At 42.5% G+C, this 22,982-nt stretch carries 19 protein-coding genes; 11 read left to right on the forward strand and 8 right to left on the reverse strand.

Annotation, left to right across the window (positions count from 1 at the left end):
- The first annotated feature begins 54 nt into the window (after positions 1-54).
- Positions 55-1,620 carry a response regulator gene (locus ACIQ6T_RS03660; RefSeq protein ID WP_395784337.1) on the forward strand — a complete coding sequence of 522 codons (1,566 nt, stop codon included), beginning with the start codon at positions 55-57 and terminating at the stop codon, positions 1,618-1,620.
- A 1-nt stretch (position 1,621) separates the two neighbouring features.
- Here ACIQ6T_RS03660 and ACIQ6T_RS03665 read toward each other — a convergent pair whose 3' ends face one another.
- Both ACIQ6T_RS03665 and fsa read right to left on the reverse strand, forming a co-directional pair.
- On the reverse strand, positions 1,622-2,293 hold the full coding sequence (locus ACIQ6T_RS03665) for a cell division ATP-binding protein FtsE (protein ID WP_395784339.1): 672 nt from the start codon (positions 2,291-2,293) through the stop codon (positions 1,622-1,624).
- Positions 2,294-2,297: 4 nt separating this feature from the next.
- Positions 2,298-2,954 (reverse strand): fructose-6-phosphate aldolase, encoded by a 657-nt coding sequence (gene fsa / locus ACIQ6T_RS03670; RefSeq protein WP_395784341.1) that lies wholly within the window; start codon positions 2,952-2,954, stop codon positions 2,298-2,300.
- 196 nt (positions 2,955-3,150) lie between these two features.
- Here fsa and ACIQ6T_RS03675 point away from each other — a divergent pair, with 196 nt between their 5' ends.
- From ACIQ6T_RS03675 to ACIQ6T_RS03685, 3 genes are read left to right on the forward strand one after another with little or no spacing between them, the layout of a single operon-like run.
- The gene (locus tag ACIQ6T_RS03675) at positions 3,151-3,855 is read left to right on the forward strand and encodes a tetratricopeptide repeat protein (RefSeq protein WP_395784343.1); all 705 of its coding nucleotides are present in this window, start codon (positions 3,151-3,153) and stop codon (positions 3,853-3,855) included.
- 11 nt (positions 3,856-3,866) lie between these two features.
- A complete protein-coding gene (locus tag ACIQ6T_RS03680) occupies positions 3,867-4,232 on the forward strand; it encodes a transmembrane 220 family protein (RefSeq protein ID WP_395784345.1) in 366 nt (121 codons plus the stop codon).
- Positions 4,225-5,145 carry a sugar phosphate isomerase/epimerase family protein gene (locus tag ACIQ6T_RS03685; RefSeq protein WP_395784347.1) on the forward strand — a complete coding sequence of 307 codons (921 nt, stop codon included), beginning with the start codon at positions 4,225-4,227 and terminating at the stop codon, positions 5,143-5,145. Before ACIQ6T_RS03680 ends, ACIQ6T_RS03685 begins: the two co-directional genes overlap by 8 nt.
- Before the next feature lie 35 nt (positions 5,146-5,180).
- Here the strand turns inward: ACIQ6T_RS03685 and ACIQ6T_RS03690 are convergent, their stop codons facing one another.
- From ACIQ6T_RS03690 to ACIQ6T_RS03710, 5 genes are all read right to left on the reverse strand, one after another.
- A complete protein-coding gene (locus ACIQ6T_RS03690; protein ID WP_395784349.1) occupies positions 5,181-5,912 on the reverse strand; it encodes an outer membrane lipoprotein-sorting protein in 732 nt (243 codons plus the stop codon).
- Between the two features lie 68 nt (positions 5,913-5,980).
- Positions 5,981-7,195 carry a TCR/Tet family MFS transporter gene (locus ACIQ6T_RS03695; protein ID WP_395784351.1) on the reverse strand — a complete coding sequence of 405 codons (1,215 nt, stop codon included), beginning with the start codon at positions 7,193-7,195 and terminating at the stop codon, positions 5,981-5,983.
- A gap of 24 nt (positions 7,196-7,219) precedes the next feature.
- Positions 7,220-8,113: a sugar phosphate isomerase/epimerase family protein gene (locus ACIQ6T_RS03700; RefSeq protein WP_395784353.1), complete on the reverse strand. Its 894-nt coding sequence runs from the start codon at positions 8,111-8,113 to the stop codon at positions 7,220-7,222.
- A 279-nt stretch (positions 8,114-8,392) separates the two neighbouring features.
- Entirely contained in the window at positions 8,393-9,136 is a 744-nt protein-coding gene (locus tag ACIQ6T_RS03705; protein WP_395784355.1) for an alkaline phosphatase, read from the reverse strand.
- A 1-nt stretch (position 9,137) separates the two neighbouring features.
- Complete coding sequence (locus tag ACIQ6T_RS03710; RefSeq protein WP_395784357.1) at positions 9,138-12,998, reverse strand: pyruvate carboxylase; 3,861 nt, start codon at positions 12,996-12,998, stop codon at positions 9,138-9,140.
- A gap of 198 nt (positions 12,999-13,196) precedes the next feature.
- On the opposite strand from ACIQ6T_RS03710, the gene pdxA reads away from it, so the two are divergent.
- The 7 genes from pdxA (at position 13,197) to ACIQ6T_RS03745 (ending at position 21,935) form a co-directional block, all read left to right on the forward strand.
- Positions 13,197-14,204 carry a 4-hydroxythreonine-4-phosphate dehydrogenase PdxA gene (pdxA, locus tag ACIQ6T_RS03715; RefSeq protein ID WP_395784359.1) on the forward strand — a complete coding sequence of 336 codons (1,008 nt, stop codon included), beginning with the start codon at positions 13,197-13,199 and terminating at the stop codon, positions 14,202-14,204.
- A gap of 1 nt (position 14,205) precedes the next feature.
- On the forward strand, positions 14,206-15,114 hold the full coding sequence (locus ACIQ6T_RS03720) for an NAD(P)-dependent oxidoreductase (protein ID WP_395784361.1): 909 nt from the start codon (positions 14,206-14,208) through the stop codon (positions 15,112-15,114).
- Positions 15,111-17,546, forward strand: a complete 2,436-nt coding sequence (locus ACIQ6T_RS03725; protein ID WP_395784363.1) for an endonuclease MutS2 — start codon at positions 15,111-15,113, stop codon at positions 17,544-17,546. The genes ACIQ6T_RS03720 and ACIQ6T_RS03725 overlap by 4 nt, the downstream gene beginning before the upstream one ends.
- A 1-nt stretch (position 17,547) precedes the next feature.
- Entirely contained in the window at positions 17,548-18,063 is a 516-nt protein-coding gene (locus ACIQ6T_RS03730; RefSeq protein WP_395784365.1) for a tetratricopeptide repeat protein, read from the forward strand.
- Positions 18,064-18,171: 108 nt separating this feature from the next.
- Positions 18,172-18,600, forward strand: coding sequence for a peptidylprolyl isomerase (locus ACIQ6T_RS03735; RefSeq protein WP_395784367.1), 429 nt, complete (start codon positions 18,172-18,174; stop codon positions 18,598-18,600).
- 6 nt (positions 18,601-18,606) lie between these two features.
- Complete coding sequence (locus ACIQ6T_RS03740) at positions 18,607-21,048, forward strand: hypothetical protein (protein ID WP_395784369.1); 2,442 nt, start codon at positions 18,607-18,609, stop codon at positions 21,046-21,048.
- Complete coding sequence (locus ACIQ6T_RS03745) at positions 21,045-21,935, forward strand: YicC/YloC family endoribonuclease (RefSeq protein ID WP_395784371.1); 891 nt, start codon at positions 21,045-21,047, stop codon at positions 21,933-21,935. Before ACIQ6T_RS03740 ends, ACIQ6T_RS03745 begins: the two co-directional genes overlap by 4 nt.
- A gap of 177 nt (positions 21,936-22,112) precedes the next feature.
- Here ACIQ6T_RS03745 and ACIQ6T_RS03750 read toward each other — a convergent pair whose 3' ends face one another.
- A complete protein-coding gene (locus ACIQ6T_RS03750) occupies positions 22,113-22,982 on the reverse strand; it encodes an EamA family transporter (protein WP_395784373.1) in 870 nt (289 codons plus the stop codon).

The following is a 22,982-nucleotide window of genomic DNA, read 5'->3' on the forward strand; positions in this document are numbered from 1 at the left end:
TTTTTGCACACACAATAATTCGGACACAAACAAGTTAAGGTTAAAAACGCAACGATGATTTATTCCATTCTTTGGGCAGACGACGAAATCGACTTACTTACTCCCTACATTATATTCCTTGAAAATAAAGGATACCAAGTTACGTCGGTCAATTCAGGTGCTGATGCACTCGATTTAGTCAATACACAGAAATTTGATGTCTTGTTTTTGGATGAAAACATGCCAGGGATGTCGGGCCTCGAAGTCTTACTTGCCATCAAAAAAATACGTCCCAACCTTCCGGTTATCATGATTACGAAGTCTGAAGAGGAGGAATTAATGGAAGATGCGATTGGATCAAAAATTGCCGATTACCTCATAAAGCCACTAAATCCTAACCAATTATTACTTTCGGTCAAGCGAATTTTTGACAAGAAGCGCTTAGAGGAGGAGAAGACGAATTTAAATTACCAACAAGAATTCAGGGAATTATCGATGCGTTACCAAGACCGATTAAACGCGGAAGAATGGGCCGATATTTATAAGAAACTAACGTATTGGGAATTAGAAATTGATCAAACTGAAAACAAATCCATGTCGGAGATTTTAATCAATCAGAAATCGGAGGCGAATGTTCACTTTTCAAAATTCATTGAAAATTCATACGAAAATTGGCTCCAGCGTCCGGATGCGAATACGCCCGTTTTGTCGCATTTGATGATGCGTAAATTTGTGTTTCCCCGAATCAATGACAAATCGCCCTTATTCTTTATTTTGATCGACAACCTGCGTTACGATCAATGGAAGACGCTTGAGCTATTTATACAGGAGTACTTCCAGATGGAAGAGGAGAAAACCTATTATTCTATATTACCTACGACGACGGCCTACGCACGAAATTCCATCTTTGCAGGTATGATGCCCGCTGAAATTCACAAAAATTACCCGGATAAATGGGTCTTTGATTTAGGTGATTCCGAGGATGAAGAAGGGTATAACAAGCATGAAGAATTTTATTTAAACGAACAATTAAAGCGCTTGCGCATTCCAGCAAAGGCTTCATACCATAAAATTATTCATCAATACCAAGGAAAGCAGTTGGTGGATAACTTCAACAAACTACTTACTAACCAGCTAAATGTAATCGTCTATAACTTTGTAGACATGCTTTCGCATGCGCGTACAGACATGGCGATGATTAAAGAATTAGCTCCGGACGAATCTGCTTACCGAAGTTTAACGGCTAGTTGGTTCCAACATTCCCCCCTATTTGATCTACTAAAACGTATTTCGGATAAAAAGGGCCGGGTAATTATCACAACAGATCATGGTATGATTCGGGTACAAAATCCAATTAAAATCATAGGTGATCGAAGTACGAATACCAACTTACGTTACAAACAGGGAAAGAATTTGAATTGGGATCCATCGAATAAACTATTTGTGAGTCGCAAGCCAGAGCAGTTATTTCTACCGAAGCCAAACATGTCTACAACCTATGTTTTCGCGAAAGATGATCACATGTTTGCCTACCCAAATAATTACAACCAATACGTAAACCATTACCGAAATACATTCCAACATGGAGGCATTTCGTTAGAAGAATGCATTATACCGGTCGCTTATTTAGTGGGAAAATAACTTAGATTGCTGCAGTTGGTTCGATTTTACCACCTTCACACTTCAAAAATTTACCAGGCACCTGACGCATGGTGTTATAATCATGACTTGCCATAATAATGGCCGTTCCTTGCGCAGTCAACTCTTTGAATAACTGCATAATTTCTAAGGAGACCTCGGGATCCAAATGGCCCGTTGGCTCATCCGCCAACAACAACAAGGGATTATTCAAGATTGCCCGTGCAATACAGATTCGTTGCTGCTCACCACCTGACAACTTATGGACACGTTTGTGAATAGAATTAGACATGCCTACACGAGAAAGCACATTTTCAATTAACGATTTAATTTCTGCTTGATCCGTATGGCCAGTAGCTTCTAAAACAAAAGACAGATTTTTTTCTACGTTCCGATCGGTCAGTAAGTGAAAATCTTGAAAGACAAACCCTAGCTTACGACGCAAAAAAGGAATTTCTTTACGTTTGATGGTTGCTAAATCATAGCCGACAACCTTAGCTTGTCCCTCATCGATGGGTAATTCAGCGAAGATTGATTTAAAAAAAGTACTTTTCCCGCTTCCTGTACGTCCAATCAAATAATAAAATTCACCTGCCTCAACTGAAAGATTGATATCTGTTAAGGTCGGGATCCCCTCTTGGGAAATACTTACATGCTCAAAAGACAGGATGGACATAAAATTATTGGTTTACTTTGGCGTGATCAGCTAAAAAAGTAGCTAGACCCGAATCAGTCAAGGGGTGTTTTGATAAAGCTAAAATGGCTGATAATGGTCCAGTCATGACATCTGCAGCTGCTTCAGCACATTTGATGATGTGCATTGGGTGGCGAACAGAGGCTGCGAGAATTTGTGTATCAAATTCGTAATTATCATAGATCAAGCGAATTTGCTCGATCAACTCAATACCGTCGAATGAAATATCATCTAAGCGTCCGATAAATGGAGAAACGTAAGTTGCACCAGCCTTGGCTGCTAAAAGAGCTTGACCTGCTGAGAACACCAACGTACAATTTGTTTTAATACCGCGATCTGAGAAATATTTCAAGGCTTTGATACCTTCTTTGATCATGGGGATTTTAACAACTATTTTTTCGTCAAGTTCAGCTAATTCCTCACCTTCACGAATCATACCATCATAGTCTGTTGCAATAACTTCCGCAGAAACATCGCCATCTACGATATCGCAAATGGCCTTATAGTGACGTAAAACATTATCTTTTCCACTAATACCTTCTTTTGCCATTAATGATGGATTGGTTGTTACACCATCCAAAACCCCAAGATCTTGAGCTTCCTTAATTTGTGCCAAATTTGCTGTATCAATAAAAAATTTCATGCTTGTACGATTTAGATGAACAAAAAAATGGCAAATTCACCGCTACGACCTACCTACCCTTGCTTCGATCAAGACCTGGGGGATTCAGAGGGAGCTGGTAATTTGCCACTGCAAAGATGCGACAATCACCGCTTTTTTCAAAATATATGCCAATAATTTCCAATTTGACAGTAACTTTATTCACTATTAAAAAAATATGCGATTTACCTATTTCATCCTATTCAGTCTACTTACCTTATCCTGTTCTTCAGATGCAGATTCTTGGCTTGAGGAAGCCAAAAAACGGCTAAAAGCAGGAGAAACTGTTTCGGCCAAAGAAGCCATTAAAAAGGCAATCGAAAAAAATCCTGGTTTAGCTGAGGCCTACAACCTACAAGGAGTAATTCTGTTTCAAGAAAAAGATTTAGCTGGTGCAGAAATACAATACCGAAAGGCAATTGAATTAAAACCGTCTTTGGTGCAGGCCCAACTGAATCTAGGTGCCTTATTAATGGAAAATGGGAAATGGAAAGAGGCATTTTTGCCCACGAACGAGGCTGTTAAACTGCAACCTGACTCCAGTGCAGGATATTTACAACGTGGAATTGTTTTAGCCGCTTTAGGAAAACCTGCCGAGGCGAAAGCAGATTTTACACGTTGTCTGCAGATTACACCCACCGAAATTAATGCCCGCTATAATCGGGGTAATATCTATTTTCAAGAATTAAATTACACCGAAGCCATCCGCGATTTTGAGGCGAGCGTCAGAACCAATACTGAATTTGGAAAAGGGTATTATGCATTGGGGCTTTCGTATTATTATGTTAAAGAAAAGGATAAATCTTGTTTAGCGCTCCAACAAGCCAAAAAATTAAAATATCCGGGGGCATCACAAGCCGTCAAAAACTTATGTAACGAATAAATAAATCGATCATGAAGCAACCCTTATTTATTGCTGGAATTCTGTTTACAGTAATTTTTACACTCTTTTCATACTGGCAATTAAATGACCCAGATCCGATTCTTTGGGTTCCTGTTTATGGCTCAGCGGTGTATGTTTCAATTCAAGCCGTTCGTGGAAAAGTTAATCGTGAATTGATAAGTATCCTTTTTATATTAAGCCTGATGGCTGGCATTCAACTTTGGAGCGAAATGACCGCCTGGGAAGGATTTATGACGGATGGTCTGGCAATGAAGACGATTAACCAAGAATTAGCACGTGAGGCTGTGGGTCTGTGGATCTGTTCATTCGCTCTTGCTTTATTATACAGCTTAGATAAACTAAAAAAACATGCTTGATCTCGGCCTAAATTCTGCCATTTTACCTGACTTGACCTTAGAGCAAGTTCTTGATTATGCACATCGGGCTCAATTTGCCTGCGTTGAAGTGATGTGCTGGCCCTCCACAAACGCGGACACCCGCAGATATGCTGGGGTTTCTCACATTGCAGTTGACCAATTGGATTCACTTGGACTTTTAAATTTAAAGACCTATCTGAAACAACATCCAGTAAAAATCTCAGCATTAGGCTATTATCCGAATCCCATGGATCCAGATGAGCACCAAGCAGCTTTTTATCGGGAGCACATTAAAAAGGTAATTCACGCAGCCGCAGTATTAGAAATACCGGTTGTCAATACGTTTGTTGGCCGCGATTACACGAAAAATGTAGCCTATAACATCGCAAAATTTTCAGAAGTATGGCCCGAGATTATTGCTTTAGCTGATTCCTTAAACATAAAAATAGGAATTGAAAATTGCCCCATGTTTTTCACCGACGATGAGTGGCCGGGAGGGAAAAATCTAATGACAACACCAAAGATTTGGGATCAATTATTCAGCATTATCCCATCCGCAAATTTTGGATTAAATTACGATCCTTCGCACATGGTTTGGCAACAAATGGATTATTTATTCCCAATTCACAACTATGCAGATAGACTGCATCACATCCATTTAAAGGATGTTAAAGTGTATTCAGACAAATTAAATCGGGTAGGAATTCTTGCCAATCCATTGGAATACCATTCGCCCAAAATACCCGGATTAGGTGACATCCATTGGGGAAAATTCATTTCTGCCTTACACGATGTACGCTACCGTGGGCCCATTGTGATTGAAGTGGAGGATAAGGCCTTTGAGGGATCTCCTGACGACATAAATAAGGCTATTCATGCGGCCAGAAACCACATAAATACCTTTTTGCCTTAACGAAAAACGGGAGCCGAATGGCTCCCGTTTTGATTTTATTTACTTGGCTTTTTAAACAAGCTAGGGTCTACGGGGACATTTAATTCCACCGACGTTGTATCTACTTGCATCATACCGCCCATTGGGCTTGCCGCCTCAACAGTAAATGGAAAAAATAAACCATCCACAGCTTTATAGTTCGAATAATTTACTTCTGTATCCACCGACTGACCATTCGCCTGTACTTTAGAAATTGTCTTAACGATGTAATACGTAGAGGAAGAAACGTAAACTTGAGAATCCTCTCCTCCAGCCTTAGATACTTTTAACAAAAACACATCTGCGCCATCTAATTTCTCTTTACTCACAAGTTCAATAGTAGCTCCCGAGTTTTTCGCTTGAATTAAAGCTGAGCCTAAACTCTTCTGCGAACCAGCTAATTTCACTTGCTCCCTTGGCATATCTTCTGGCTCACCCGTTCCGCCCATCATAGCTGGACGAATCATCCATCCTGAATTTTCATCCACGACAGTAATGATTTTGTTACCCATTACTTCCACTTCGGTCCGAAATGCTTTGCCAACGGCCATCGAAGTTTTTGATTCGATATCCATTCCTTGAACACTAAATTTATTTTTGACAACTGCGGATTTAACTGCTGCCCATTTTTCAGGACTTCCCATAGCCGCTTGATGCTTAGCTAAAACCTCCTCTGTACTTTGACCAAAGGCAATCGCAGAACTTAAAAGCAGTAAGCCAGCGAACACGTGTGTAAAATTTCTTTTCATCTTTTTATTTTTTTTGAAAGGTAAATAAATATCTGATTTGAATTCGCAAATCATACAAATTTATCAGTTTACTGATTATTTTTTGGAATTGATCGCATGATGATACCCCAAGCCACAAGTCCTACAATTCCAGCCGCAAAAAATGCCGCACCAGGGAAATTATGTTCTCTCATAGTGAAATAGGCAAATAAATTAGACGCAAATAATGGACCTAAAATTGTCGTAATGGACTGCAAACTGGTTAATCCTCCTTGAAGTTCACCTTGCTCATTGGCCCCCACCTGCTTCGTAATTAAACTTTGCAACGCAGGTCCAGCTAATCCACCCAACCCAAATGGAATCATAAACGCATACATCATCCAAGATTCTGAGGCGAAAGCGAATAATAAAAAACCTATAGCCCACAATAATAAACCATACGAAATTGCTTTGCGCTCCCCTATTTTAGGCGTAATAACACGCGTTAAACCGCCTTGTACAACAGCTACGATTAGGCCCACAAAAGCTAATGAATATCCCACCTCGTCAGGAGTCCAGTCAAATACTTTCATCGTAAAATACGACCAAGTACTCGGATGCGCCTGACTGGCTAATTGCACACAAAAATAACCTCCTACCAAACCAAGTACCATCGGATGGTACTTCGACATGTGTTTGAGCGAACCAAAAGGATTAGCTCTTTTCCAATTGAACGGTCGGCGATTCGCCAACGAAAGTGATTCAGGTAACACAAAATAGCCATAAAGCGCATTGACCATAGTCAAACCTGCAGACGCATAAAAAGGTAAATGAATGTCAATATTTCCTAAAAATCCTCCCACAGCGGGGCCGATAATAAACCCGAGACCAAACGCGGCTCCCACCATACCAAAGTTTTTGGCACGGTTCTCATCCGTAGAAACATCAGCGATATAGGCCTGCGCAGTCGTAAAACTAGCCCCCGTAATCCCAGCTAAAATGCGCCCCACAAACAACCAAGTAATGTTAGGCGCATTTGCTAGCAGTAGGTAATCCAATGAAAACCCAAAAAGAGATGCCAGAATTATTGGCCTACGTCCGAACTGATCAGAAAGTCCGCCCAAGATTGGCGAAAATACAAATTGCATAATGGCGTAAGAGGCCATTAGCCAACCAGAATATTGGGAGGCAATACTTAAATCACCTCCCGTAAATCCTCGAATTAATGTGGGCATCATCGGAACAATAATTCCAATTCCCATCACATCAATTACTAACGTAACAAATATAAACCCAATCGCTGCGCTTCGCTTCTTCTGTAACATGCATGTAAATTTGGACGCAATTTACTAAAATTGATAGGCAATTTTACCCTGAAGAAAATCTTTACTGATTTGTGCGCATTGCTTAGGTGTTTTGGCTTTATCTGGAACTCCATCTAATTCCACAATGGTCCAGCCGGCAAACTTAATTTTGTCTAATGCGGCGAAAACACCTACTAAATCTACGTTTCCTTGCCCTAACTCTACAAATTTATACGATTTAGGATTTGTATTCCCTGTAATTGGACATTCAACATCCTTCATGTGAAGACTATGCAATACCTTTTTGTATTTAATTACGGCCTCCGCAGGTTTTCCACCTCCTTGGTGGTAATGCGCCACATCTAATAAAAGGCGCACATATTTAGGATCCATCGCTTGAACTAAGGCATCCACTTCCTCTGGCGTTTCGCCATATTGATTCATGTGGTTATGATACGTGGCTTGTATACCGATCTCTTTTGTTAATGCGCCAATTTCATTCATAGCTACTCCCAAACGCGCTAATTCATCGGCGGTTGGCGGCACATTATTTTTACGTAAACTATTCGTTAATTGAATAGATGTACCTCCCAAGGCTTTGACAAAACGTGCGTGATTCAAGTGCATCGCGGCATTTGCTTCTTTTTTTGCTGGGTCTATCTCCACATTGCCACTCGAGAACATGACTAAAGAAAGTCCTTTGGCATCCATTAATTGCTTTAATGCCGCTGAGTTATCCTTGTATTTCCCATACGTATTCGCGCGCAATTGAATGCCCTTGTAACCTAATTCCGCTAATTCTTCAATAGCCTGTTCATCTTTCCCACCCCATGTAATGGCCGAATAGCCCATTCGGTAGGTTTTAGATTTGGCAGTAGGGACAAATGCAGCGAATGCCAAAAGTGAATTTTGCGCAATAAATCGACGACGTGAAAGCATAAATTAGAGTTTAGAGGTTTGAGGTAAGAGTTAAGAGGTTTATCAAAACAACAAAAAAAAATACAAAGAAAAAAGGGAAAACAGTTGACTGTATACAGTAGTCAGTAATCAGTAGTAAGAAATTAGATGTTCAAATAAACATAAAACACTTTACTAACAACTGATTACTGACTACTGATTACTGACTACTGACAACTGAATACTGACAACTGACAACTGAATACTGACAACTGACTACTGATTACTGATTACTGACTACTGACTACTGATTACTGACTACTAGCGACTTACCTTCAAATACCCCGCCAAGTCCGCCAAATGATCCGTTCCGATGTAATCCACACCTAAGTCCAATAAAGTTTGATAAGCAATCATCGTATCTGGAGTCGCCCATAAACGAAGTTTGCGGCCCGCGGCGTGAACTCGATCCACGTAGGCTTGCAGTTTTTCACGCAGTGCCGGGGCCATCGGGACATTGCCACTCCACACCCCAAACTTGTAAAATGCCTCACTCTCTAGCTCCACATGCGATGCTAGGAAACTAGGAACTGGTTCATTCGACCGACCGTCAAACGTAATCCAATTCGGATATTTGACATAATCAGCCACTTTAGGGCGATTACCCGATATGACAATGCGTAATTTATTCTTTAGAATTAAATCCTTATGCGGCTCCAAAGCTTTGATAATTAATGGCAACGTCGAGTCCGAAGAAGTCTTGCAATCAATCAAAAATTGGTGGAAATTTCCCGCCTTTCCCGATTTTAACACCTGGATAATTGGCTCCAAATACAGATTCTGTAAGGTACGGGACGCCTTCAAATCCTTCACATCATGAGCAACCAATAATTGTCCATTCACCGCATACACATCCGATTCAATCGAACCAAATCCCAAAGAGAAGGCCTCATAAAATGGTTTTTCATGCTCATAATCATTATGTGCATGTGCCTTGGAAACCACCGACTGCGCCCACATTCCTGTCGAACACAAAAGCAAAAACAAAATCGCGATTTTTTTCATCTTATGGTTTCATGTAGTCACCCGATGCAATCCGTGTCTTCGGATCCGTCGGACGGTTATAGATATACGCATACGTGGTTATCTTCTTTCCCTTCAATGTTACCTCAACCTGCTCCCGAATAAATAGACTTTCCTCCGGACGATCCGTTTCATATTCTTCATATTCATCTAACACGTTCAACAACTTGACGGTATTCGATAACAAATATAATTCACCTACTACCTTATCAGCCGGATTTGCTGAAGGAATAATGCCTGGATATTCAGCCACCTGGAACATTTGACCTTGATAACTCGCCATACCCACATAATCCGAATTTCGCGCAATTAAACGATGTAAATCATTTCCACAATCGCGACGCAAGGTTCCATACACGAAAATGTATTCCTCCACATCTGGCTCTGGCAACTTCGCCTCTTCCAAGGTCAAGACCAAATCTTCTTGTTCTACTACCGTACCCTCATTCAGTACCACGTTTCCAATGATACCCTCAAATGGTGCCGAAACAATCGACTCCATTTTCATCGCCTCAATGATATACAACGGTGCATTTTTCTTCACTTCCTCCCCCGGCTTCACTAAAATACGACTTAAACGCCCTTGCAATGGAGCGCCAATGTCACCTTTTCCAGTCGCTTTCGCATGTTGTGCCCGCTCAACCTTAATATTCTTATCTAATATTTTCAAGCGACGCGCCTGACCATTCAAATCAAATGTGATATTTCGTAAACCAGATTCATCTGGGTCCGACATATATAAGTACTTGACAATGATCGTCTTACCGGGCTCAATCGTAATCATAATCTCCTCATCCTGCTTCAAACCATAGAAGAAAGCCGGCGTAGGCATCATCGTCAAATCACCATAAAGTGCCTGATTCTTGTAGAAATCTTCATACACTTTGGGATACATTTTGTACGACAAATAATCGTAGAATCCACCTTCATGATCCGGAAATTTAACTTTGAAATTTGCATAATCCGTATCAAAATCGATTGGATCCAAGTGGTCATTCGGTCGGCCCTCATAAGGCACCTCTCCCTTCAACACAATCTCTTGCAACTGTTTCGGGAATCCTTGATACGGCTGACCCAAACCACCTTTAAAGAAATCTTTCACCGATTCTGGGAAAGATAAGGTCGAACCTTTGGCATAGACATCCTCCGCAGTCAAACTATTCGCGGTCATAAATATGGCCATATCTCCCACCACCTTAGACGACGGTGTCACTTTAACAATATCACCAAACAAATTATTCGCCTCCGAGTAATTCGTCTTCAATAATTCAAATTTATCACCCACACCCAACGCGATCGCCTGACCACGTAAGTTGGTGTACTGCCCACCCGGAATCTCATTATTATACACCTCAGCCGTTCCTGCCTTCAATTCAGATTCAAAAGGGAAATACATGGCACGCGCCGCCTCCCAATAATTCGAATATTGATTCAGCTTATTCAAATCCAATTTTGGATCTTTTTCGTGGCCTTTCAGCATGGCCACCAACGAATTTAAGTTAGGCTGCGAAGTCAATCCCGACATCGAACCGATAGCTCCATCAACCACATCTACCCCCGCATCAATCGCCTTCAAATAAGTAGCCGATTGAACAGACGAAGTATCATGCGTGTGCAAGTGAATGGGAATATCGACCGCCTTTCGCAGCGCAGTCACCAATTTCTCCGCTTGGAACGGGCGTAAAAGACCTGCCATGTCTTTGATACAAAGTATATGTGCGCCTTCATCTTCCAGCTGACGCGCCATATCCACATAATATTGCAGATTGTATTTTTGATTCGTAAATACATCCCCTGTGTAGCAAATTGATACTTCCGCTAATCCAGGCGTACGCTCACGCACGGCGCGTATCGACACCTTCATCGCCTCAATCCAGTTTAACGAATCGAAAATCCGGAATACATCAATACCCGCTTCGGATGATTTCTCCACAAACTTTTCAATCAAATTATCCGGATAGGCTGAATATCCTACGGCATTGGATCCTCTAAATAACATCTGCAAAAGCATATTCGGCATCGCCTCTCTAAACTCTTCCAAACGCTTCCAAGGGGATTCCTGCAAGAAACGCATCGCCACATCAAACGTCGCGCCACCCCAAACTTCCATTGAGAATAAATTCGGGAAAGATTTGGCGAAGCCAGAGGCGACGGCCAACATATCTTGTGTCCGCACGCGGGTAGCCAATAAAGATTGGTGCCCATCGCGGAAGGTCGTATCCGTAAATAAAACTTGTTTGGTGTCGCGGATGTGCTTGGCAAATTTCTCTGGACCAAGTTCCATCAATAACTGTTTGTAGCCAGCTGGATATTCAGCAACATCCGAAATAATCGGAATGATTGGTTGGCGAAATGGAGCACTCGGCTTCACCTTAACATCCGGATTTCCATTCACAATCACCTCACCTAAATAGCGAAGTGCCTTCGTCGAACGGTCACGCGTAGGTTTGAAATTGAATAATTCGGGATGATTCGCGATAAATGGAACCGTACAATTTCCCTCCTGGAACACCGGATGGGTAATTACATTACGCAAAAATGGAATATTGGTTTTTACTCCACGAATACGGAATTCTGTCAATGCCCGATTTAAGCGTTCCGCAGCACCGCGAAGTGTACGGCCTTTGGCAGAAATCTTCACCAACATGGAATCGAAATAAGGCGAAATTTTCACCCCTGGATAAGACGATCCCTCATCGAGACGAATCCCAAAACCAGCCGCATTTCGATACGCAATAATCGTACCAAAATCAGGCTTAAATCCATTAGCTGGATCTTCTGTTGTAATCCGACACTGAATCGCAAAACCGTTTAACGGGATTTTCTCTTGCGATTGAATGAAAATACCCGGATCTGATAACTTATAATTTTGGGCAATTAATATCTGCGTTCGCACAATATCAATCCCCGTAACTTCCTCAGTAATCGTGTGCTCCACCTGAATCCGTGGATTAACTTCAATAAAGTAGATGTTTTCATCCTTGTCTACCAAGAATTCAACCGTCCCCGCATTGTAATAATTAACCGCCTTACCGATTGATAACGCGTATTGATATAATTTTTGCTTCGTTTCTTCCTTTAGGCCAAACGAAGGTGCCACCTCAACAACCTTTTGAAAACGGCGCTGAACAGAACAATCACGCTCATATAAATGAACTAAGTTGCCATGCTGATCGCCCAACAACTGTACTTCAATATGCTTGGGCTCATTAATAAATTTCTCAATAAATAACGTATCGTCACCAAAGGCATTTTTAGCCTCATTTTTAGCTTCTGAATGTGCTTTTTCTAATTCTGCCTCGGAGTAAACGACCCGCATCCCACGACCACCACCACCGGCAACCGCTTTCACCATGACAGGGAACGTGATGCGGCGCGCTTCAGCAAGGGCGTTTTCGTACACCGACATATCTCCTTTCGAATCAAGGATCATCGGGACGTTAGCTTTGAGTGCGGCAACTTTGGCTGCTACTTTATCACCTAAGGCATCCATCGCTTCTGGAGATGGGCCAACAAATACAATGCCTTCCTCACGGCACCTACGGGCCAAAACTACGTTTTCAGATAAGAAACCGTATCCCGGATGAATGGCATCAATCTTTTTGGATTTACATAACGAAATCAAACATTCGATATCCAGGTATGGCTTAAGAGGTTCATTTTCTTTTCCAATTTGATAGGCCTCATCCGCCTTATAACGGTGAAGTGAATAACGATCTTCGAAGGTATAAACGGCAACGGTTCTGATTCCTAACTCAGACGCAGCACGCATGATACGAATAGCGATCTCACCGCGATTCGCGATCAGTAGGCTGTTGATTTTGTTAACGTAAGATTTGGGCATTCGATTAGATTTAATGCAGTCTAACAAAAATGATAAAAATATTGGGATTTCAATATCGCTGACAATACAAAATTTGGCAAATATTGAAATTTTACAATTATTATTGGGTTCGGTACTAAAAAACAGCAGGTTTAAAAAAATCCTATTTCCTTCCTTCGAAAATTGTTAACTTGCACACCCTAATTTGACCTAACATTCATGAGCGCAACGAAACCTTTTATTGGCATCACCCTTGGAGATTATAATGGCATCGGTCCGGAGGTCATTCTCAAAGCTTTGGGTAGCCAGCGTATATTAAAATGGTGCACGCCAGTCATTTACGGTTCCAAAAAAGTACTCGAATTCACGCGCAAACAACTAGAATTGCCCGAATGGTCAATCAAAGAAATTAAGGATTTAAGTGAAGCTGGGACAGATCAAAGTTATGTAATTACGTGTTGGGACGACTCCAATACCCTAGTCGAACCCGGAAAAGTGACTCCTGAGGCCGGAAAAGCAGCTTTTGCTTGCCTAGATCGCGCGGCAAAAGACCTTGATTCCGGGGTGTTATCGGCGATTGTTACGGCACCCATCAACAAGCACAATATCCAATCGGAAGACTTTAAATTCCCTGGACATACCGAATATTTAACCGAACGTTTCGAAGCAAAATCCTCGTTGATGATGCTCGTAAGCGACGAATTACGCGTAGGTGTTGCCACAGGCCACTTGCCACTTTTAGAGGTCAGCAAAGAACTAAGCAAAGAACTTATCCGCGAAAAAATCACGACTTTTTTACAAAGTTTACGCGAAGATTTCGCGATTGAAAAACCTAAATTAGCCGTATTGGGATTGAATCCTCATGCGGGTGAAGCAGGGCTGTTGGGCCAGGAAGAATTGGAGATTATCCAACCGGTCATCGATGAATTTAGAAGCAAAGGAAACCTGGTATTTGGTCCTTATCCGGCGGATGGATTCTTCGGAAAAGCGCAATTCAAGGAATTTGACGGGGTTTTGGGCATGTACCACGACCAGGGATTAATTCCATTCAAATACATCGCGTTCGAAACAGGTGTTAATTTCACGGCTGGCTTACCCATTATCCGCACGTCACCTGACCATGGAACAGCCTACGATATCGCAGGAAAAAATGAAGCTGATCCAAGCTCATTCTTGCATGCCTTCTTTTTGGCAATCGATTTAGTTAAAAACAGAATGAACGCATAGTATGGCGAAACGCGTCTTAATCATCGATGAGGTACACCCTTCCCTAGCGAAAGAGTTGCGCACATTAGGTTTAGATGTGGACGAAAAGCCATTTTTAAGCGCGTCAGAAGTAGATATTCAAGGATATCAAGGTCTGGTACTACGTTCCAAATTACCGCTTACAGCTGAATTTATCTCCACCGGATCTTTGGAATTCATTGCCCGTGCAGGGGCAGGATTAGACTTAATTGATCTTGAATATTGCGAAGCAAATGGGATTGCCGTTTTTAGTGCCAACGAAGGCAATCGGGATGCCGTGGGCGAACATGTGATTGGCCAATTACTAAGTATCGCACGAAAAATAAATACGGCAGATTCAGAAGTGCGCGCAGGAAACTGGAATCGCGAAGGAAATCGCGGTTGGGAATTACAAGGTAAAACAATTGGAATCATAGGCTATGGAAATATGGGCCAAAGCCTCGCTAAAAAATTGCAAGGTTTTGATATGCAAATTATGGCTTATGATAAATATGCCCCGGCTACGCATAGCTTGGAGGATATTTTTGAGCAGGCCGATATACTTTCGTTGCATGTACCGTTAACGGGTGAAACGCGCGACATGGTGAACCAGGAGTTTATCTCCAAATTTAAAAAACCATTCATTCTGATGAATAGCTCGCGCGGTGCCATTTGTTCATTGGATGCTATTTTAGCTGGATTGCAATCAGGCCAACTAATTGGACTGGCCTTGGACGTATTACCTAACGAGCAAGTTGCGAGGTGGTCGGACGCGGAAAAGGGCCGTTTTAGAGCTATTTCAGCCTTTCCACAAACTATTTTCAGTCCGCACGTTGCAGGTTGGACCCGCGAAAGTTATTGGAAAATAAATGACGCACTTATCGAAAAAATTAAAGCCTTTTATCAGCTATGAATTACCCAGAAAATATTGCTGAAAAATTAGGTTTTGATCACATACAACGAGACATCTCGCAGGCTTGCCTCAGCCCCATGGGTGCTGAATTTGCAGCCAAAATGAAATTTTCTACGCGCCATTCCGTCGTTACATCTTGGGTTACGCAAGTACATGAGATGAAACAAATCATGGCGGAACATGGGGGCGAATGGCCCCAACAAGATTATTACGATTTACGTGCTTGGTTTGCGCCATTAAGTTTAGAAGGACATTATTTGACGCCGGAAGACTGGCGAGATTGGCACCGTGGACTGGATATTTTAGTGCAGATGATTCGCTTTTTTACGAATTTGGATGCTGAAAAATTTCCTGAAATCAAGCGCATAACCCAACAATACCAAGCGAAGGAAACGGAGATGGAATTAGATTTCCGTCAAATTATTCCGCTTATTCAAGAGCTCGACCGTGTTTTTGACGTGAATGGTCAAATCAAAGAAACGGCCTCTCCTGCCCTGGGTGATTTGCGTCGGAAACGTTTTGCTGAGGAACAAAATCTGCGTAAAAAACTAGATTCATACATCCAACAAGCCTACAAGGAAGGCTGGGTAAGCAAAGACTTTTCGTTGACCTTGCGGAATGGCCGTATGGTCATCCCATTAGCTGCCGAGCACAAGCGAAAAATCAAAGGATTCGTCCAAGACGAATCGGATACAGGGAAAACTGTTTACCTAGAACCTGCCGATGCCCTTGTTTTAAACAACGAAATTAAGTCACTCGAGTCTGCGGAACGACGTGAGATTATTCAGATTTTAAGCCGATTATCGGATCGTGTGCGTCCCTTAGTTCCCATGCTCGCCGCCTGGTTTCAATGGTTAGGCGTGATCGATTTTGTCCGAGCTAAAGCCGTATGGGCCATCGAACATGATGCTATTTTGCCACATATTCAAGCGACACCCCATGTGAAGTGGCGCGCGGCTAGACATCCGATATTGGAAGAATCACTGGTGAAAATTGGCAAAAAAATCAAACCGCTAGACATTACCTTAGATGCACAAAAACGCATCATGGTCGTTTCAGGACCTAATGCTGGTGGTAAATCAGTGACGTTAAGTACCATCGGATTGTTACAATATTTGTTTCAAGCCGGCTGTTTAGTACCGGTAGCTGAAGGGTCAACGATGGGATTCTTCGATCAGATTTTTCTAGATATGGGCGACGAGCAAAATCTAGAAAACGAACTCAGTACCTACAGCTCGCACTTGAGCAACATGCGCTATTTCTTGCAACATGCGCAGGAAAAAACCCTATTGCTAGTTGATGAATTTGGAACCGGTACCGAACCTTCACTGGGTGGGGCGATTGCGGAATCGATCTTGGAGAAATTGGCCGATAAAGGTTCCTATGGCGCCATTAACACGCACTTTGGCAATTTGAAGAGTTTGGCGGATCGCAAGGCAGGTTTATTTAATGCAGCGATGCGTTATGACACGACCCATTTAGAGCCTCAATTCATTTTGGATATGGGGAAACCGGGTAGTTCGTTTGCTTTTGAAATAGCCCAGAAAATAGGTCTACCTACGCAAATCATCGAAAATGCACGGAAAAAACTGGGCAAAAACCAAGTAGATTTCGATAAGCTGTTGATGGAAACGGAGACGGAAAAGCAAATTTGGGAAAGCAAAAACAGTAGTTTAGCGGCGCAATTAGCGCAAGCAGAACGCATCAAAGAACAATATTCCAGCCTCAAGCAATTACTGGAGGAAGACCAAAAACGGCTATTGAATTCCGCCAAAGCGGAAGCGAAACAACTCATTAAAGATGCCAACCAAAAGATCGAACAAACCATTCGGGAGATTAAGGAGAAATCTGCAGAGAAAGAGGCTACGAAGGCAATTCGAAACACATTGACTGAATTTGCTACCGAAAAATTGGCCAATCCAGTGAAGAAAAATGAGCCAAAACCGGCGCCTGCTAAACCTATTGTGGGTATAATTGAAGTAGGTTCTTGGGTGGCTATCAAGCAAGCTGATGGCGAAGGGGCGGTTGGGCAGGTGCTCGAATTAAAAGGCAAAGATGCCGTGGTTGCTCTCGGCTCAATACGCAGCACAATCAAATTAAATCGCCTGGAAAAGGCTGCGACACCCAAAGCTGAAAAGGCCACGCGCGTAGCCATGAAGGGCATTGATATGAATAGTCGGATGGCTCAGTTCACATTAACACTTGATGTGCGTGGAAAACGTGGTGAAGAAGTCTATGTAATTTTAGATCAATACATGAACGATGCCATTTTATTGGGCGTTCCGGAAGTACATATTTTGCACGGGAAAGGTGACGGCATTTTACGTGCGCTGGTCAAGGAGCAACTCAAACGCTACCGCGAAATTAAGTCGGTGCAGGATGAACATGCCGACCGAGGTGGTGCGGGAATTTCAATTATACAATTTAAGTAGCATGCGGTTCATTGGGATTTTATTGGTCATCAGCTTGCTGTTTGCTTGCCAGTCGGAATACAATCTAGGCATCCGTCAGCTCAAGAAGGGCCAATACAAAGAGGCTGTTGAATCCTTTAATTTTGCCTTAGATCGCAATCCACGTAATTCAGATATTTATTTTGCACGCGGATTGAGTCGCGGCTTTCTAGACAATCATTTGGGCGCGATAGCGGATTTGACGCGCGCAATTAAGTTGGACGAAAATCAACCGAACTATTATTTTTACCGCGCGTATTTCAAGTCACTCTATGGAAATAACCGAGGATCGATAGATGATTTTTCGCGCGCCATTGACTTGGAACCCTATTGGCCGGAAGCCTATTATAACCGTGGTGTAAAACTTGTGAACATTGGGCTTTTTGATGAAGCTTGCTCAGATTTCGAAACGGCCAAGTATTTGGGAGATACGCTTTCGAACAACTACCTAAATCTTTACTGTCGGCCCATTTCCTCTATGAAAAAGGAAAAAAATTAGTGAACTTTACGGCTTATGTTCGACCCAAGAGGCTAGAGACTTGAGTCCATTTCATTTACTACTCAATAATATGCTTAGGGTCTAGCGCCTAAGGTTAAATTTACACGTATGTCATTAGCTAAAACGGGCGACAAGGTTGCCGTACATTACACAGGAAAACACGATGATGGTTCTATTTTTGATTCATCGGTTGGCCGCACTCCATTAGAATTTCAATTAGGTTCGGGTATGGTCATCAAAGGATTTGATGATGGTGTGACGGGTATGGTCATTGGCGAGAAAAAAACAATTGTGATTCCGGCGGCAGAAGCGTATGGCGAGCATTCGCCAGAAAACGCTTTGACTATTGAGCGTACGCAGATTCCAGAACATATTGAATTGGAATTGGGGGCTTCGTTGAGCATGCATCAAGATGGTGGACAAGTGGTTGAGGTGGTGATTACTGATTTGACAGAAACACATGTAACGTTGGACGCGAACCATCCTTTAGCTGGTCGTGATTTAACATTTGAATTGGAATTGGTAAGTATTCAATAGCATCCTATGAAAATTGATTTGCGCTCCTTTGTCCCACATGGACTTGTTATTCTTGGCTTTATTATCATGGCCTACATATACTGCGGACCTGTTTTGCAGGGAAAGGTATTGGTTCAGCACGATATTCAACAAGCTCAGGCGGCGGCTCAGGAGAGCATTCAATTTAAAAAATCTACGGGGACGGATGCTTGGTGGACAAACTCCATGTTTGGGGGGATGCCTACGTACCAAATTTCCGGTTCCTACCCGTATAGCATTTCAAGCTATTTAGGTAGTTTTATTACCAATTTATTCCCTACACCGGTCAATTTATTGATACTCCAATTGCTGGGAATGTACATTTTTCTATGGGCTTTTGGTGCCTCACCCCTACTTGGATTTGCGGGATCTGTTTTTTACGCGTTTGCGACGTACAACATGGTTATTATCCCGGCGGGTCATACCTCTAAAGTGTTAGCATTGGCCTATGCACCAATGGTTTTAGCTGGCGTTCGCATGTGTTGGGGTAAATATAAATGGATGGGAGCGGCCGTCTTTTCGCTGGCGATGTCGCTGGAATTGTATGCCAACCACGTCCAGATTACGTATTATTTATTTTTCATTATTGGCGCTTACAAGCTTTACACGATTATTTTAGCGATTCAAACCAAGACTTTAAGTGACTGGTTTCAGCGCGGTGCATTGCTTGGTTTGGGACTGGCCTTGGCGATTGGAACACATAGCATGCGCCTTTGGAACAACTACGATTACAGTAAAGAGACAACGCGTGGAAAATCTGAATTAAAGGCAAATGCCGCGCGGGGAAATGGATTAGACAAAGGCTACGCGTTCGATTGGTCGTATGGATTATCGGAAACGGGTACTTTATTTATACCAAATTTTAAAGGGGGAGCTTCGCAAGGGGATTTAGGTGGTACTAAGTCGGCGACTTTCAAAACCATGGTGGATGCCGGTTTCCCGGAGGAGCAAGTTTTGGGATTTGTGGAGAAAGGGCCTACCTATTGGGGAGAACAAAGTTTCACGGCAGGACCTGCCTATGCCGGTGCGCTCGTGGTTTTCTTATTTTTATTTGCGGCCTTTTACATTCGTACAGCGGAGAAATGGTGGTTGATTGGAACGGCAATATTATTTCTGACTATGTCTTGGGGCAAGAATTTTGCCTTAAACTATGTCTGGTTTGATTATGTGCCTATGTTCAATAAATTCCGGGCAATCACGATGGTGCTTTCGTTTGTGCAGTTGGCATTTGTGGGTTTGGGAATTTTAGGGTTGATTCGTTTGGCGAAACTAAAGCCTAATCTGGCTGAAATCAAAAAGCCACTATTTTATGCACTTGGATTGTCGGCAGGAATTTGTCTACTTTTTGCTGCATTACCTGATTTATTTTTTGATTTCAAAGGGGTGCAAGATGGCGCAGGAATCGTGGAAGATGCTGGGATGAATCAAGCGATTTGGACGAGTATTCGTACAGATCGAATGTCATTATTCCGTTCAGATGCGATTCGCAGTTTAGTTATTATTTTGATTGGGGCAGGATTGCTCGTTGCGTCAACGTATAAAAACGTTAAAAAGGCAGTCTGGATGTCTGCCTTTATTTTACTCGGCATATTTGATTTGACGCCTGTTGCCAAACGTTATTTTGGCAAAGAGGCCTTTGTATCTAAAAGTACGTTAGAGGAACAGATTTTACCAAGCCCGGTGAATGAGCAAATTCTGTCGGATAAAGGGACGTATCGCGTATTAAACTCGACGGTATCCTTTATGAATGATGCCACCACAAGCTTTTACCATCAGTCGGTGGGTGGCTACCACGGCGCCAAACTACGTCGGTACCAAGAATTAATTGAGAAGTATTTTGCTGGAAGCCCTGCACAGATGTCGGTGCTGAACATGTTAAATACCAAATACATCATAGGCGCAGATTCGGCAGGAAGGCCAACGGCACAGGTAAATCCGTCCGCTTTAGGAAATGCGTGGTTTGTGAAGCAAGCTATTTGGACAAAAGATGCAGATGGGGCTTTAGCGGCAGTAGGCGAATTCAATCCTGGGGAGTCGGCAATTATCGAAGAAGTTGACCGAGCGAATGTGGTTGCTTTTGATTCGACACAAACGGGCGTGATTGCGTTAACAAGCTACAAGCCAAATGAATTGGTTTATACGAGTGAAAGTGCGCAAGCGGGTTTTGTTGTTTTTTCTGAGATTTATTACCGGGGAAATGTGGATTGGAAATCATTTATTGATGGAAAAGAGGTTGCGCATGTTCGGGCCAATTATATTTTAAGGGGATTATCGGTCCCTGCGGGTAAGCATACAATTGAGTTTAAATTTGCGCCAAAATCGGTAGCATTAGGCAATCGGGTGGATGCGGCCTCATCGATAGGGTTATTGGCATTTATTGGCCTAGCCATTTTTCTAACCCTCAAACAACATAAAAAAGAAGCAGTATGATTTATTCGATGACAGGTTTTGGGAAATCCCAAAAAGAGGTGCAGGAGCTTCAAATACGTGTGGAGGTTAAAACCTTAAACTCGAAGTTTACCGATATATTTTGTCGGCTCCCCAAATCCATTTCCGCTCGTGAGATTGAAATTCGCAATTTTTTAACGCAGCAATTAGAGCGTGGAAAAATCGAATTGAGTTTACAGATTCAAAAGAATCACGATGGTGGCGAGGTAAGCATTTTGCCGCAGGGACATATTGCGTTGTATTATGCGGAGTTGAAGCGTGTGGCGGCCGACTTAGGCGTATCGAATGTCGATGAAGGAGCCTTGTATTTACAGGCATTGAATGTTCCGTCAAGTATTTCACAAGAGACGAAAGAAGAATCTGAAGAGGAAATCGAAGCATTATGGCAGGTGATTTACGAGGCAATTCAAGAGGCTGTAGCTGAGTGCAAGGAATTCCGCGCGCGCGAGGGAAAGATTGTTGAAGATAAATTCAGAGAATATATTGCTTCGATCGCATCGGGATTACAGCAGGTAACAGAACAAGATTTAGTGCGTATGCCGGGTATCCGGGAGCGCATGAAAAAGTCGCTTTTAGAATTAGGATTGAATGAAGATTTCGACAAAAATCGTTTCGAGCAAGAAGTTGTTTATTACATCGAAAAGTTCGACATATCGGAGGAAAAAGTGCGTTTAAATACCCATTTAGGCTACTTCATCGATATCCTAGCGGAAGGAAATGGCAAGAAATTAAACTTCATGGCACAGGAGATTGGTCGGGAAATTAACACGATCGGATCGAAGGCAAATGACTCGCAGATTCAGCGTTTAGTAGTGAACATGAAAGATGAGTTGGAGAAGATCAAGGAGCAAACGGCGAATGTGCTTTAAATGAGGTGAGAGGTAAGAGATAAGAAATAAGAGGTGTTTTCTTTGGAAGAGTGTCTAGAGACGCGATACTTCGCGTCTTTTTTCATTTTTTTTAAGAAATCGGCGTCAAAAACGCCTCAAACTTTGGCAATCCTGTAAGGTTTGCCAAAGAAACTCTAGACGCGAAGTATCGCGTCTCTACAAGCCATTCAATAGCGCGATCCCCACACAACCCACCGCTAAACCCAGCCATTGTTTGCGCGTCAAGCGCTCCTTGAAAAACACATAGGCCGTAACCGCACTTAGTAAAATAACACTCAAATTATACATAGTCAATACCACCGCCGCATTGTTTTGGTATGCGTCCAATGCCTTCAAAAGGAAGTAGAAGGAGAAGAAATTGGGTAAGCCCAACGGGATGGAAGCTAGAACGGAATTGCGATTCCAGTTGAGGGTGCCGTTCGCCGACTTCCAAACAAGCACGATCAATGAACTAGCCATCGAGCCGATCAACAACATCATGATGAAGGGAAGTGTACCGCCAACTTGCGCAGTCAAAGTGCTGTTCAAATAACTAAAAAGCGTATTTGTTAGCCCATAAGCTACAAATACGGCTAATAACAAGGCAACAACGGGTTTCGAATCACTCGACGCATCTACCTGCGGACTACAGAAATAAATCGCCGCAAATGAGAACGCTAATCCCGCCGCAATCGACCACGTGATTTCACCACCCGTTTTCAGAATAAACAAATTGATGAGCACCGGAATCACCAACGAAATATTATTGGCCAGCGACGTAGGCGCCATGCCATTCTTCTGTGTCGAGAATCCAGAAAGCAAAAACGTAATCACAAATCCAATACCCATCGCCATTAACAACATAGTATCTGTTGCCGCGGGCCAATGAAACGGAATGGCAGACGGTTGGTGAAAGTAGGCCGTTAAAAAGCAAACCGGATAATTCAACAGAATCGCTATACGCGTATCCACTTGAAAGCGCGCGTGCGCTCTAAAATTCACCAGCAAAAGCACGGAGAAAATGACGCTTAAAATTAAATAAAGCAT

Origin of the sequence: Aquirufa sp., from assembly GCF_044377215.1 — a bacterium.
Classification (GTDB): domain Bacteria; phylum Bacteroidota; class Bacteroidia; order Cytophagales; family Spirosomataceae; genus Aquirufa.